The organism is Chryseobacterium sp. MMO-72 (assembly GCF_037146035.1).
Taxonomy (GTDB): domain Bacteria; phylum Bacteroidota; class Bacteroidia; order Flavobacteriales; family Weeksellaceae; genus Chryseobacterium; species Chryseobacterium indicum.
In genome coordinates this window covers 1-13,033 of record NZ_JBBCWG010000009.1, presented here as the reverse complement: position 1 = coordinate 13,033, position 13,033 = coordinate 1, and the positions used below count along the sequence as shown (strand labels likewise).

The following is a 13,033-nucleotide window of genomic DNA, read 5'->3' as shown; positions in this document are numbered from 1 at the left end:
GGAAATCTCAATAGGTTTCCTTTTTTTATTTTCTACTAATGACAATTTACTTTACTATGATCATGCATACTGTGATCTCCCGGCAAATGACAGTCTCCCTGATTATCTTTTGAAATGGTCATCGCTTCTGCTCTTGGAGAAATGTAGGGAATTCCCAGTTCCATTCCCCGGACAATGAAAAGTCCGCCCAGAATAATCATCACGATCGGAATCACTTTTAAAACTTTCACCCTGAATGCCTGATTCATGAGATTTCCGACCAGAACTACCGCGAACATAAACGGAAGTGTTCCCAAACCAAATAAAGCCATATATAAAGCGCCCTGCCATATTCCTCCGCTTGCTAAACTTGCTGTTAAAGCCATATAAACCATTCCGCAGGGTAAAAAGCCATTCAGAAGACCTGTAGTGAATCTTGAACGGTAATCTGCTTTTTGAAGCAGTCTTCCCAAATTCGATTTTACTTTGAATAAAAATTTTGAAAAAAACGGAACTTTAGAAGCAAAATCTTTTCCTCCAAATGAAAAGAAAGCCATTATTATAAGCATAATTCCCACAGCAATCGTAAGATATCTCTGAAAACCCGCCATTTCAAAGCCTTCTCCGATAATTCCGAGGATTGCTCCCAAAAGAGAGTAAGTGAAAATCCTGCCGAACTGGTACGTAAGATTCTGAAGGTAGAAATTGGTAGCCTGTTTTTTTGTTAATCCCATCGACAATGCAATAGGTCCGCACATTCCGATACAGTGGAATCCTGAAGCAAAACCCAATCCGATTGCCGATATTATAAGTGCTATTTCCATATCACATCATAATCCATTCTATAGTCTGTCTTATCTTTTGTCCAACTCAAACGAAGGGTATAGTTCCCTAGTTTCAGAACCTGTGCAGGAATTAAAAAAGACTGATTGGCATCCAACTGCACCGTTTTATGAACGTCCAGATTCTGATCATCGGTTCTGTTCAGTACAAATTTCACTTTGGTATTAGAGTTATTGTAGTCTTTCGGAAAAGTAATCTTAATTCCTGAAGTATTTTGGCTGTAAACAGGTTTTTCCTTCAGTTCGTCTGCTCTTTTCTTGGCATCAATTACATCCTGATATTTCAGTTCTTCTTCATAGTAATTATCGGTTACCATTTCAGAGTTCTTCTGTCCGTTTGGAAAAAGGAACATCATGGATAATATAAAGATCATAAAAGATGCTAAAGCGATAATTACACCGTGTCCCCAATTAAAGTTTTTCATTTCTAAAAATTAAAATTGTAATTTAAATGGTCCTTCAAAATATGTTTTGTATGAATCTACCAGTTTCCCCTTCATATCATAAACCCCGATCGTGATGTTCTGCTTGGAAAGCGTCATTTCATTTTCCGGGAAACTGATGTTGATGGTTCCTTTAGTAATTTTATCTCTGTCTACCGGAATCTTGCTTGATGCACTGTAGATCACCTCTCCATGTTTCGGCTCAATTACTTTAATGGTTACAACTTTTTTCTCGTTGGTTTTATTTAAAAATGTATAATTGTAAGTATTGGTAATTTTTCCGTCTCTAACGAAGAACGTACTTCCTGCCGGTTTAATGAATTTAGCTTCCATTTCGGCTCTGCTGGTAAGAAGATATCCTAAAAACCCTGTAAGCAGTAAAAGAACGACTGCAAAACCTTTCATTCTTCCCGTGAATTTAAACTCGGTCTGCTTTTCGATTTCGTTCTCGGTGGCATATCTTATCAGTCCTTTCGGAAGACCTACTTTTTCCATAACTTCATCGCAGGCATCTATACAGGCCGTACAGTTTACACACTCCAGCTGTTGTCCGTCTCTGATGTCAATTCCGGTAGGACAAACCACCACACATTGATGACAGTCTATACAATCACCTTTTCCAGCTGCTTTTCTATCTTCTCCTTTTCTCCATTTCGCTCTGTTTTCACCTCTTTTAAAATCGTAGAAAACATTAACGGTATCTTTATCAATCAAAACGCCCTGTAACCTTCCGTAAGGGCAAACCAATGTACAGACCTGTTCTCTGAACCATGCAAACACAAAATAAAATGCTGCGGTTAAAAGGATCATAACGATAAAGTTGGTAGGATTGGCAAAAGGTCCTTCAGAAACAATTCTGAATACTTCTTCATACCCAACAATATACATGAACATGAAATGTGTAATGATTAAGGAAATAACAAGAAAAATCGTCCATTTAAGGCTTCTTTTCCAGATCTTTTCGGTGTTCCATTCCTGTCTGTCCAGCTTCATCTGCTTGTTCCTGTCTCCTTCGATAAGATAATCTATTTTACGGAAAATAAATTCTAAAAAAATTGTCTGAGGACAGATCCATCCGCAGAAAATTCTTCCGAAAGCCATCGTAAAAATAATGATGAATATTAACGAAGTAATTGCTCCAAGCGTAAGGATGAAAAAATCCTGAGGATAAAAGGGCTGTCCGAAAATAAAGAACTCCCTGTCAATTACATTGAATAAAATAAGAGGATTACCATTAATTTTAATAAATGGCACTGCAAAATAAATGAGCAGTAAAACATAACTTACAATGTTTCGGTAGTTGGTATATTTTCCTTTTGGTTTTCTGGGAAATACCCACTTCCTCTTACCGGATTGTTCCATTGTCCCGATAGAATCTCTGTAAGTTTCAGGGTCCAGAACTTGTCCCTGTCCGCCGCGTACTTCTGTTTCTTCTATATCTGACATGTATGATAGTTTTTAAAAAAAGAAAAACATAATTCGTTACTATTTTTATTTAATAACAAACTATGTTTTTCATATGTTTTAATTTATTTAAGTTAAATTATTCTTTTTCCCAATGTGCTTCTGTTCCCTGAGGAGCTGCACCACCCTGAGCCTGTGTTACCGGAGGTAATTCCTGGTTGATGTGATATACATACGCTGCAATCTTTTCAATTTCAGCACCCGAAACCTCTCCGTTTTTACCAAATGCTCTCATCGCAGGATTGTTAGGAGAACCATTCCAGTCCATGTGGAAAACATTTTTGAATAACGTTTTCTCTGGCTGATTGATCCAGTAGTTATCAGTAAGGTTTGGACCAATACCTCCGCCACCGTCTTCCTTATGACAAGATGCACAGTTTGTTTTAAACAATTCTTTTCCTTCTGCAATATTATCAGCCGAATATTTAGCTGTTTCTATTGTTACAGGAGGCTGCTCACTGTTGTACTTCTCAATTGCTGCCAATTGTTCTTTGTATTCTTTTTCATATTCGCTTAATGGATGTGCGAAATCTGTGAAAGAGAATGCTGCTACATATACAATACAAAAAGCAGTCCCAAAATAGAATAAACCTACCCACCATTTTGGCAATTGGTTATCCAACTCCATGATTCCGTCGAAACCGTGGTCGATAAGGATATCCTTTTCTTCTGCTGCAGATTGCTTTTTGAATGCTGCATTATATAATCTTGTAAAGTAAGGTACTTTCTTTTCAGCCAAATAAGCTGCCTGTTCTTCTGGAGATAGTTTTTTGAATTTATTATTCTCAATTAAATCTCCGATTGCACTGTGGATATATGCTAAAATTCCTCCGATAATTACGGTTCCCCAGAAATAAGGAGAGGTAAGGAAATCGTAGCTTTGTACAAAAAGATAATAAAAAACTATTAAAAGTCCAATTATTATTACAATGTTTATAACAACCGGTGTTCTTTGTTTCATAATAAGTAGTTTAATTTTTTAAATTAAAATCGTCATCATTGTTATCCTGCAGAGGTGCTTCCTCTTCTTCCTTGTAGTATTTTTTAGGCTTGCTAAAAACATAAATTACAAGAGCGATGAAGAACAGCATAAAGAAAATCAGAGCCAAAGTCTGGTAAAAACCAGCATTTTCTGTATTGGATAAGATGTCTTTAAAATTCTGAGGTATCATGATGTGAACCTTTTAATATATTAGTTATTACTTGCTGTTTTGATTTCAGTCGTCTTAATGTCCGTTCCTAATCTTTGAAGATAGGAGATTAGTGCTACCACTTCTTTTTTCTCCAGTTCTCCTTTAGGTTTTTGTGCATATGCCTTTTTCAAATCTGGTGCTTCAGACATGATGTCTCTTACGATTTTTGAAGCCTGGTTGTTTGCCCAAGAGTTTGCAGAATCTATTTCAGCTTTTGTATAAGGTACTTCGAAAGCACTCTTCATCAGCTTCATTTTGTCAACCATTTTAGATCTGTCTAAATCTGTTGCAATCAGCCAAGGGTAACGAGGCATGATAGAACCTGCAGAAGTTGATCTCGGGTTATACATATGTTTGTAATGCCAAGAACTTGGGTTTTTACCCCCTTCTCTGTGCAAATCCGGTCCTGTTCTCTTAGATCCCCAAAGGAAAGGTCTGTCGTATACGAATTCACCTGCCTTAGAGTACTGCCCGTTTTTACCGTTAAATCTTACGATCTCATCTCTGAATGGTCTTACCATCTGAGAGTGACAGGCGTTACATCCTTCTCTGATATAAATATCTCTACCTTCTAATTCCAGTGGAGAATATGGCTTTACAGCTGAAATAGTAGGTACACTTTTCTTAAGAGACAGGGTAGGGATAATTTCCACCATACTACCGATTGAAATCGTTAATAAAGATAAAATACCTAATAATACAGGAGTTCTCTCTAACCAAAGGTGAGTTCCTTCTCCTTCTTTACGTTTTCCGCTGATGTTTGCCAATGCAGGTGCTTCAGCAGGTACATCTTTCTGGAATGATCCTTTTCTTACAGTAGCCACTAAGTTTACCACCATTAAGATTGCTCCCGAAAGATAAAATAATCCTCCTACGAATCTCATTTTGAAGTAAGGAATAATAGCTGTTACAGTATCCAGCCAGTTTTTCCACACTAGAGTTCCGTCTGGATTGAACTGCTTCCACATTAACCCTTGTGTGAAACCTGAAATATACATTGGCACCGCATAGAAAATGATACCTAATGTTCCTAACCAGAAATGCCAGTTAGCTAATCTTGTAGAATATAATTTCGTTCTCCATAAGATAGGGATCAGGTAATAGATAACACCGAATGCCATGAAACCATTCCATCCTAATGCACCTAAGTGTACGTGACCAATAACCCAGTCTGTAAAGTGACCGATTTTGTTAATGTTTTTTGTTGCTAAAAGTGGTCCTTCAAAAGTTGCCATACCATAGCACGTTACTGCTACAACAAAGAACTTAAGAATAGGATTTTCTCTTACTTTATCCCAAGCTCCTCTCAGTGTAAGAAGACCGTTAAGCATACCTCCCCAAGACGGAGCAATAAGCATAATAGAGAAACCTGTACCTACTGCCTGTGCCCAAGCCGGTAAAGCGGTATACTGAAGGTGGTGAGGACCAGCCCAGATATAAACGAAAATTAATGACCAGAAGTGAATGATAGACAGTTTATACGAGAAAACCGGTCTGTCTGCCGCTTTTGGTAAGAAATAATACATTAAACCAAGAACCGGAGTCGTCAATACGAATGCAACCGCATTGTGACCATACCACCATTGTACGATGGCATCTTTTACCCCTGCATAAGCTGAATAAGATTTCCATCCTGTGAAAGACAAAGGTACTTCAAGGTTATTGAAGATGTGCAGCATTGCTACTGCGATCCATGTACCGATGTAGAACCAGATTGCTACATAAAGGTGTCTTACTCTTCTTTTAGCAATCGTTAAGAACATATTGGCTCCGAAAATCACCCAAGAGAATGTAATCAGAATATCAATCGGCCATTCGTGTTCCGCATATTCCTTAGAAGTGTTGATTCCCATAAAGAACGTAACGTAGGTTACAAGAATCATAATCTGCCATGTCCAGAAATGGATCCAGGACAATGTATCACTGTACATCCTTGTTTTCAGTAATCGCTGTAAAGAGTAGTAAACTCCCACATAAACGATATTCATTACGAATGCAAAGATTACAGTGGTTGTGTGCAACATTCTGATTCTTCCGAATCCGAACGCTCCATGAGTATTAATCAATCCCTCAATACTTCCACCTAAACTCTTAATGGTTGTATCGTCTGTTCCAAAAAAGAATTCCGGAAGCTCAGGATAGAAAAGCATTAATGCCGCCGTAAGTCCGAACAGAAATCCTATGATCCCGAAACCAACGGTCGCATAGAGGAATGCCCGAACAATACTGTTGTCATAACTAAACTTTTGTGTTTCCATATCAACTATTCACTTTTTTCTTCAATTTTTCTTTTCTCCTTTTTCATCATCGCCTTCTTTGTTGCCAGATTCTTCTTTTTCCTTTATCTCATCGGAGTCGAAGAGTATTCGTACAGCCGGAGACTCATCATCTTCAAACTGTCCTTTTCTGGCATACACTATAAACACGACCAGGAAAACTGCAGCCAAAGAAACGCTGCACAGGATCATTAAATATAGAATATCCATTAGACAACAAAATTAACGTATTTTCGGGTTTCAAATTTAGTGAAAAATAATGACTTTCATCACGAAATACGGCTTTTGGCTAATTTAAAACGAATCTAAATAAGTTGTTTTAAGCCCCTTTTTTGAAGTATTTTCTTCCCAAAATCCAGGTCGAAAGTGTAGTGAATGAAACCACCGTAATTGAACTTGCAGGCATAATTAAAGCAGCAAAAAGCGGATGCATATGTCCTGTAACTGCGTAACTTAACCCAACAATATTATAAAGAAAACTGATTATAAATGTGATTTTCACAATCGTGATAGATCCTTTACAGACATTCAGGTATTTATCAAGGCTTACCACTTTTTCACCGTTCATAATAACATCGGAAGAAGGAGTAAAACTGTTGGAATCATCTGCAATCGCAATTCCGACATTGCTTTGTTTTAAAGCTCCTGCATCGTTCAGCCCGTCTCCAAGCATGGCAACTTTCATGTTCTGATTCTGAAGGTTTTGGATATAATTCAGCTTGTCTTCAGGGTTTTGATTGAAAGCCATTCCTTTGTAATTAGGAATTAATTCCTTTAATTGATTTTCCTCTGAAGAATTGTCGCCACTCAGAATAAAAACTTTGTAATGGGTAAGTTTTTTAAACAAATCCTTTAAATTCTCGCGGTATTCATTTTTAAAGATAAATTTCCCTAAAAATTCATTGTTTTTATTGATATAAACGGCAGTTTCAAGGTTTTTTGATTCCTGATTATTGTACCTCGCAGAACCGATTTTGTAAACACTTCCCCTTACACTTGCTTCATAACCCTTTCCTGAAATTTCCTGAAAATTTTCAACCGGGAAATATTCATCTTTTACCTCAATGAATTCGTACAGCGATTTTGAAAGCGGATGATTGGAGTTTTTTAGTAACGTTTTGATATTCAGTAAATCAAACTCTTTTATCTCAATGCCTTCAAATTTAATGTTTGATTTTTTTCTGTGCGTAATGGTTCCGGTTTTATCAAAAACAATCGTGTCTAATTTGGCAATTTTCTCAATTGTTAAAGTGTCTTTTACGTAAAATTTATTTCTGCCCAGAATCCTCATAATGTGCCCGAATGTAAACGGAGCTGATAACGCAAGTGCACAAGGACACGCGATGATAAGAATTGCAGAAATTACCTGAAACATTTTCTCCAGATCTACGGTATACCAATAGATTGCTGAAAGTAATGCGATTCCTAAAATGATAAATGTGAAATATTTACTGATGTTATTTGTTAACGTATCAAGTCCGGTTTCATGTTTTTTGAAGGCTTCCTTATTCCAAAGCTGCGTAAGATAACTTTGATCCACATTCTTAATCACTTCAAGTTCCAATGATGATCCGATCTGTTTTCCTCCGGCGAAAATTTTATCTCCCGGTTGTTTGCTTATACTTTCGCTTTCTCCGGTAATGAAACTGTTGTCAATATTACCTTCACCGTTAATTAAAATTGCATCCACAGGAATAATCTCCTGATTTCTTACCAGAATTCGGTCGCCCACTTTAACTTCAGAAAGCAGTATGTTTTCCTGTTTACCTTCGAAATCAACTTTTGTAACCGCAATAGGATAGAAAGATTTGTAATCTCTGTCATACGAAAGCGCATTGTACGTTCTTTTCTGAAAGATTTTACCCAAAAGCATGAAGAACAGAAGTCCGCATAAAGTGTCAAAATATCCGGGACCGTAATTCGTGGCAACTTCATATAAACTTCGCCCGAAAAGGACAATAATTCCCAAAACAATCGGAACGTCAATATTCACAATTTTATTTTTCAGACCGTACCAGGCAGATTTGTAATAATCTGAAGCAGAATATACCACGACAGGAATTGCCAAAAGACACATCAAAGCCCTGAAAAGCCCTTTGTAATGCTCCATCCAATAGTCTTCTCCGCCAACATATTCCGGAAAAGCAAGGAACATCCCGTTTCCGAAGGCAAAAGCCGCAATAGCAAATTTTACCAGTAAGGATTTATCTAAATTTTCAACGTTTTTATCGGCGGTTTCCAGACTGATAACCGGTTTGTAGCCTAAATTCGTTAAAAAATTAGCTAATTCGCTTAATTTTAAATCGTTATGATTAAAAGAAATCTGTAAGGTTTTTCTGGTGAAGTTAACCTGAGAATATTTGATGTTTTTATTTAATGTATGAAGACTTTCCAAAAGCCATATGCATGAAGAACAATGGATTACAGGAATTTTAAAAGTGACTAAACTTGTGCTTCCTTCAGAAAAATCCGTTACCTTTTCAAAGATTTCAGGAGTGTCGAGATATTCAAACTGTGAAGAACTTTCGTCCGGACGGATTCCTGCACGTTTATTTAATTCATAAAAATTACTTAAGTTGTTCGTATTCAGAATTTCATAAACAGATTTGCAACCGTTGCAGCAGAAAGTTTTTTCATCAAACAAAATTCTTTCTTTTTCGATCCCTTGACCACAATGAAAACAGTTCTCGCTCACCTTCATAAATTATTGAACTACAAAATTATAACAATTTTTTTTGTTTATCGAGTTAAAAAGTTCTATTTTTGTGATAAATGTCATATAAAATGTCGCAGGAACAACAAATTGCAATCGAGGAGAGGTTCGCAAGAGTTTTTAATGATAAATCATTCAAGGAAAGGCTTTCCAGTGCTGATTTTGAAAAATATATTAACGCTAAAAAGAAACTGAGTTTTCAGAAACACGAAACTATTTTCGAAGACGGGGAAACACCAAAAGGCGTGTTCGTTCTGGAAAAAGGAGCTGCGAAATTATCAAAATCGGGAGCTTTCGGGAAAGATCAGATCCTGAGATTCATTAAAGAAGGCGACATCATCGGTTACCGTTCTTTGCTTTGCGGTGAAAATTTTCAGGCGAAAGCGGAAGCCATGACGGATATTGAAGCTACTTTTTTACCGGCGGATATTTTTATGTATCTGTTGGAGGTAGATTCCCAGCTTTCCTTTGTGATGCTTCAGAAAATCGCTTACGAATTGGGAGAATCTTCCAATACCATTACTTTCCTTGCTCAGAAAACCGTAAGAGAAAGACTCGCGGAAATACTACTCTTATTAGAACAGAAATTAGGAGTTGATCCAGAAGGATTTATTAAAATTTCTTTAACAAGAGAAGAAATCGCCAATATCATCGGAACCGCAACCGAAAGTGCAATTCGTCTGATCTCCGAATTCAAAGGAGACCATCTCATCGAAGTAGACGGAAGAAACATCAAAATTCTCAACCACGACAAATTAATGAAACTAGGTCACGTAGTTTTATAAATCATACAAAATTGAAGTCGGCTAAATGCCGACTTTTAACTTTTAAAAAATAGATACATTATGTCTGTTCATTCTGAAATTAAAAAAGTTACAACTGAAACCTTGCGTAAAATGAAATTCGACAAGGAAAAAATAACGATGCTTACGGCATACGATTATACCACTGCGAAAATGGTGGATGCGGGAGGAATTGATGCGGTTTTGATCGGAGATTCTGCGGCAAACGTAATGGCGGGTTTTGAAACCACATTGCCAATTACTTTGGATCAGATGATTTACCATTCTCAAAGTGTAGTCAGAGGAACCGACAGAGCTTTGGTGGTTGCCGATTTACCTTTTGGAACGTATCAGAGTAATCCCGAAAAAGCTTTGGAATCTGCTGTAAGAATGATGAAAGAAGGCGGAGCTCATGCAGTGAAAATTGAAGGCGGGAAAGAAATTTCAAAATCAATTAAAAAAATTATCAATGCAGGAATTCCTGTAATGGGACATTTGGGCTTAACACCACAATCGATCTACAAATTCGGAACATATAAAGTAAGAGCCAAAGAAGAAGCAGAAGCAGAAAAATTAATTGCAGATGCACAGCTTTTAGAAGAATTAGGATGTTTTGCAGTAGTTTTAGAAAAAATACCGGCAGATTTAGCTAAAAAAGTAACGGAATCTATTTCTATTCCAACCATCGGAATCGGAGCCGGTGCGCATTGCGACGGACAGGTTTTGGTGTATCATGATATGGTGGGAATGAACAAAGGATTCAGTCCGAAATTTTTAAGAAGATATCTGGATTTGTATACAGAAATCACCGGAGCCGTTGCGCAATACGTGAAAGATGTGAAAACTCAGGAATTTCCTAATCAAAACGAAAGTTATTAATGGATCATCAGAAACTTCAGACCATTCAGGGTGTTATTTCTATTCTTGCTGTAGTTTGCCTTGCGGTGGGATGGTTTAAGCTATTTTCTCCGGATATTAATGAACTTCTTTCTAAAAGGATTTTCTATATCATCGTAGGAGTGAGCTTCATTTTACAGGCTTCTTTACTGCTGAACAGAAAATTTGTTTATCCGATGTATGCCGCTGCAGCACTTTGCATTATCGGTGCATTTTTACCTTATGAATCGAATCTTACAGGAATGAAAACCATCGGCCTTTTGGTAGGGGTAATTATTTCTTTTGCCAACAGATCCAATTACCGTCAGTAGAACATGGAGGAACAGATTGTTTATGAAGACAACCATCTTCTCGTAATCAATAAAAAAGTCGGGCAGCTTGTACAGGGAGACAAAACCGGCGATGATTCTTTATTGGAATTAATCAAAGATTTTATAAAAAAAAGAGATAACAAACCTGGAAATGTGTTTCTCGGTTTGGTACATCGTATAGACAGACCGACTTCAGGCCTTGTGATTTATGCTAAAACTTCCAAAGCACTGTCCCGTCTCACGCAGATGGTGAAAAACCGTGAAGTAAAAAAAACATATTGGGCAGTTGTCGCAAAAGAGATGATTCCCAAAACCCAAAGACTGGTTCATTATTTAAAGAAAAACGAAAAAAATAACAAAGCCATTGTTTTTCCAAAAGCAACCGAAGGCGCAAAAGAAGCCATTCTTACGTACAATGTCATCAAAACTTTGGATAATTATCTTTTATTAGAAATTGATCTTGAAACCGGAAGACATCATCAGATCAGAGCACAGTTGTCAAAAACAGGAGTTCCCATTAAAGGCGATCTGAAATACGGTTCGCCGCGTTCCAATCCCGATGGCGGAATTAATCTTCACGCCAGAAAACTCGAGTTCATCCATCCTGTTACAAAGAAAAAAATTGAAATTACGGCTCCTGTTCCGCAAAATGATGCCGTTTGGAGAGCCTGCGAAGAATAATTTCCGTAAAAACACTTACCCAAAAACAGGGATTTTACTGTAATGATTATTGTTTTTTAGAAATAGTTTTACACTATCAATCTAAAGAACAATAATCATGCTTACATTGGGACAACTTAAAGAAGCTACCTGCTCAAAAACGGCATATGCTTCGCAATTCTTACCGTACGTTATAGCAACATGTGATAAATTTTCCATTAACACGCCTTCACGAATACTTAATTTTCTTGCACAGGTCGGTCACGAAAGCGGCGGATTGTTTTACACCGAAGAACTCGCGAGCGGAAGCGCTTATGAAGGGAGAGCAGATTTAGGAAATACACAGAAAGGAGATGGTGTAAAATTTAAAGGAAGGGGGCTTATTCAGATTACAGGAAGAGCAAATTATAAAGCCCTTTCACTGGCTTTAGGAACTGATTTTGTGACAAATCCTACGCTCTTGGGAGGTAAAAATGTTACGAAATGCAATGCTGCTCAGCTCAAAAACGCAGCAGAAAGCGCGGGCTGGTTCTGGAACACCCGAAATCTGAATGCTTTGGCAGATCAGATTGATATTACCAAAAGTATTGATACCGGAAATAATCTTGTTGCTTTTAAAAAGATCACAAAAGCCATTAACGGAGGATACAATGGCTTGCCCGACAGACTGAACCGTTATAAAGCAGGATTAAGCTATTTTCTTTAATTAAAACAATTGCCATGAAAAATCTATTATTCTTAGTCATTTTTCTTTTAATCAATAACTTCTCTGCCCAAAAACCTGTTCTTCATGATCTGAAAGATCCTAAAATGCATGCAGGCTGTTATATTGATGGGAAGAATAATCCGGTTGCCAATTTATCCGAAGACGAAGGCGCTTTATTCAATTTTAACGGAAAAGATGAAATTTTTCCTTCCATCAAAGGAACAAAAGAATATCCTGAAGCGTTCGGAAACAAAACATATAAAATTTACATCCGCGAAACGAAATCTGTAAAAGACGGAGAATCCTGCATTGAAAATAAAGTCTATTCAATAAAAATTATTTACAAGAAAAAAGCCTATCTCTATTCCAGAAAAGGAATGTGTGGCTGTTAATTCTCTAAATGCGATCACTTAAAGGCTATCCTCATCATATGAGATAGTCTTTTTTTTATTTTTGGAAGTTGTTTCCCACTTTCGCTACTCGCTTTTTCGTTTTTTTCGGCGCGGCAGCGAAGCTGCCGCGCCGAAATTCTAAAAGAGCTCAGATATGCCGCTCAATCGCGACTAGATTGCCGTACCTGTTTTCAGCATTTGAATTAAATCAAAAAACATCTGCACAATCCGCAAAATCCGCGAGACATAAAAGAAAATCTTCACGCTTCGCGCCGCAAATTTATTTGCCTCTGCTTACTAAACTAAGAAGTTTTAATAAGAACTCTTTGCGTTAAAATCAAAACCTCTGCACTATCCACAAAATCAGTCAGCTAA

The 13,033-nt window shown here is 37.2% G+C and carries 14 protein-coding genes; 6 read left to right on the top strand and 8 right to left on the bottom strand.

The genetic code is table 11. The features are described 5' to 3' along the window. Positions 1-35: 35 nt before the first annotated feature. The 8 genes from WFH39_RS12920 to WFH39_RS12885 form a co-directional block, all read right to left on the bottom strand. The gene (locus WFH39_RS12920) at positions 36-803 is read right to left on the bottom strand and encodes a sulfite exporter TauE/SafE family protein (RefSeq protein WP_336690211.1); all 768 of its coding nucleotides are present in this window, start codon (positions 801-803) and stop codon (positions 36-38) included. Then, complete coding sequence (locus tag WFH39_RS12915; RefSeq protein ID WP_235131976.1) at positions 794-1,246, bottom strand: FixH family protein; 453 nt, start codon at positions 1,244-1,246, stop codon at positions 794-796. The genes WFH39_RS12920 and WFH39_RS12915 overlap by 10 nt, the downstream gene beginning before the upstream one ends. A gap of 9 nt (positions 1,247-1,255) precedes the next feature. Continuing rightward, positions 1,256-2,710, bottom strand: a complete 1,455-nt coding sequence (gene ccoG / locus WFH39_RS12910) for a cytochrome c oxidase accessory protein CcoG (protein WP_214587576.1) — start codon at positions 2,708-2,710, stop codon at positions 1,256-1,258. A 97-nt stretch (positions 2,711-2,807) separates the two neighbouring features. After that, complete coding sequence (locus WFH39_RS12905) at positions 2,808-3,689, bottom strand: cbb3-type cytochrome c oxidase N-terminal domain-containing protein (RefSeq protein ID WP_336690210.1); 882 nt, start codon at positions 3,687-3,689, stop codon at positions 2,808-2,810. A 10-nt stretch (positions 3,690-3,699) separates the two neighbouring features. Further along, complete coding sequence (locus WFH39_RS12900; protein ID WP_336690209.1) at positions 3,700-3,900, bottom strand: cbb3-type cytochrome oxidase subunit 3; 201 nt, start codon at positions 3,898-3,900, stop codon at positions 3,700-3,702. A gap of 20 nt (positions 3,901-3,920) precedes the next feature. Beyond that, positions 3,921-6,179: a cytochrome-c oxidase, cbb3-type subunit I gene (gene ccoN, locus WFH39_RS12895; RefSeq protein WP_214587574.1), complete on the bottom strand. Its 2,259-nt coding sequence runs from the start codon at positions 6,177-6,179 to the stop codon at positions 3,921-3,923. A 21-nt stretch (positions 6,180-6,200) separates the two neighbouring features. Next, the gene (ccoS, locus tag WFH39_RS12890) at positions 6,201-6,407 is read right to left on the bottom strand and encodes a cbb3-type cytochrome oxidase assembly protein CcoS (RefSeq protein WP_235131974.1); all 207 of its coding nucleotides are present in this window, start codon (positions 6,405-6,407) and stop codon (positions 6,201-6,203) included. A gap of 109 nt (positions 6,408-6,516) precedes the next feature. Continuing rightward, positions 6,517-8,892 (bottom strand): heavy metal translocating P-type ATPase, encoded by a 2,376-nt coding sequence (locus WFH39_RS12885; RefSeq protein WP_336690208.1) that lies wholly within the window; start codon positions 8,890-8,892, stop codon positions 6,517-6,519. Positions 8,893-8,981: 89 nt separating this feature from the next. Between WFH39_RS12885 and WFH39_RS12880 the strand changes: the two genes are divergently transcribed. The 6 genes from WFH39_RS12880 to WFH39_RS12855 all read left to right on the top strand — a co-directional run bounded on the left by WFH39_RS12880 (position 8,982) and on the right by WFH39_RS12855 (position 12,658). After that, on the top strand, positions 8,982-9,695 hold the full coding sequence (locus tag WFH39_RS12880; RefSeq protein WP_076393740.1) for a Crp/Fnr family transcriptional regulator: 714 nt from the start codon (positions 8,982-8,984) through the stop codon (positions 9,693-9,695). A gap of 60 nt (positions 9,696-9,755) precedes the next feature. After that, positions 9,756-10,571: a 3-methyl-2-oxobutanoate hydroxymethyltransferase gene (gene panB / locus WFH39_RS12875; protein ID WP_076393737.1), complete on the top strand. Its 816-nt coding sequence runs from the start codon at positions 9,756-9,758 to the stop codon at positions 10,569-10,571. Next, positions 10,571-10,900: a hypothetical protein gene (locus WFH39_RS12870; RefSeq protein ID WP_336690207.1), complete on the top strand. Its 330-nt coding sequence runs from the start codon at positions 10,571-10,573 to the stop codon at positions 10,898-10,900. Before panB ends, WFH39_RS12870 begins: the two co-directional genes overlap by 1 nt. 3 nt (positions 10,901-10,903) lie before the next feature. Further along, positions 10,904-11,581 carry an RluA family pseudouridine synthase gene (locus WFH39_RS12865; RefSeq protein WP_336690206.1) on the top strand — a complete coding sequence of 226 codons (678 nt, stop codon included), beginning with the start codon at positions 10,904-10,906 and terminating at the stop codon, positions 11,579-11,581. Positions 11,582-11,678: 97 nt separating this feature from the next. Further along, positions 11,679-12,266, top strand: a complete 588-nt coding sequence (locus tag WFH39_RS12860) for a glycoside hydrolase family 19 protein (RefSeq protein ID WP_336690205.1) — start codon at positions 11,679-11,681, stop codon at positions 12,264-12,266. Between the two features lie 14 nt (positions 12,267-12,280). Continuing rightward, the gene (locus tag WFH39_RS12855) at positions 12,281-12,658 is read left to right on the top strand and encodes a hypothetical protein (RefSeq protein WP_336690204.1); all 378 of its coding nucleotides are present in this window, start codon (positions 12,281-12,283) and stop codon (positions 12,656-12,658) included. The last annotated feature ends 375 nt before the right edge of the window (positions 12,659-13,033 follow it).

Bases quoted from the DNA above. Each gene is read 5' to 3' on its own strand.
- WFH39_RS12920 (WP_336690211.1), bottom strand. From the start codon at position 803: ATGGAAATAGCACTTATAATATCGGCAATCGGATTGGGTTTTGCTTCA.
- WFH39_RS12915 (WP_235131976.1), bottom strand. From the start codon at position 1,246: ATGAAAAACTTTAATTGGGGACACGGTGTAATTATCGCTTTAGCATCT.
- ccoG (WP_214587576.1), bottom strand. From the start codon at position 2,710: ATGTCAGATATAGAAGAAACAGAAGTACGCGGCGGACAGGGACAAGTT.
- WFH39_RS12905 (WP_336690210.1), bottom strand. From the start codon at position 3,689: ATGAAACAAAGAACACCGGTTGTTATAAACATTGTAATAATAATTGGA.
- WFH39_RS12900 (WP_336690209.1), bottom strand. From the start codon at position 3,900: ATGATACCTCAGAATTTTAAAGACATCTTATCCAATACAGAAAATGCT.
- ccoN (WP_214587574.1), bottom strand. From the start codon at position 6,179: ATGGAAACACAAAAGTTTAGTTATGACAACAGTATTGTTCGGGCATTC.
- ccoS (WP_235131974.1), bottom strand. From the start codon at position 6,407: ATGGATATTCTATATTTAATGATCCTGTGCAGCGTTTCTTTGGCTGCA.
- WFH39_RS12880 (WP_076393740.1), top strand. From the start codon at position 8,982: ATGTCGCAGGAACAACAAATTGCAATCGAGGAGAGGTTCGCAAGAGTT.
- panB (WP_076393737.1), top strand. From the start codon at position 9,756: ATGTCTGTTCATTCTGAAATTAAAAAAGTTACAACTGAAACCTTGCGT.
- WFH39_RS12870 (WP_336690207.1), top strand. From the start codon at position 10,571: ATGGATCATCAGAAACTTCAGACCATTCAGGGTGTTATTTCTATTCTT.
- WFH39_RS12865 (WP_336690206.1), top strand. From the start codon at position 10,904: ATGGAGGAACAGATTGTTTATGAAGACAACCATCTTCTCGTAATCAAT.
- WFH39_RS12860 (WP_336690205.1), top strand. From the start codon at position 11,679: ATGCTTACATTGGGACAACTTAAAGAAGCTACCTGCTCAAAAACGGCA.
- WFH39_RS12855 (WP_336690204.1), top strand. From the start codon at position 12,281: ATGAAAAATCTATTATTCTTAGTCATTTTTCTTTTAATCAATAACTTC.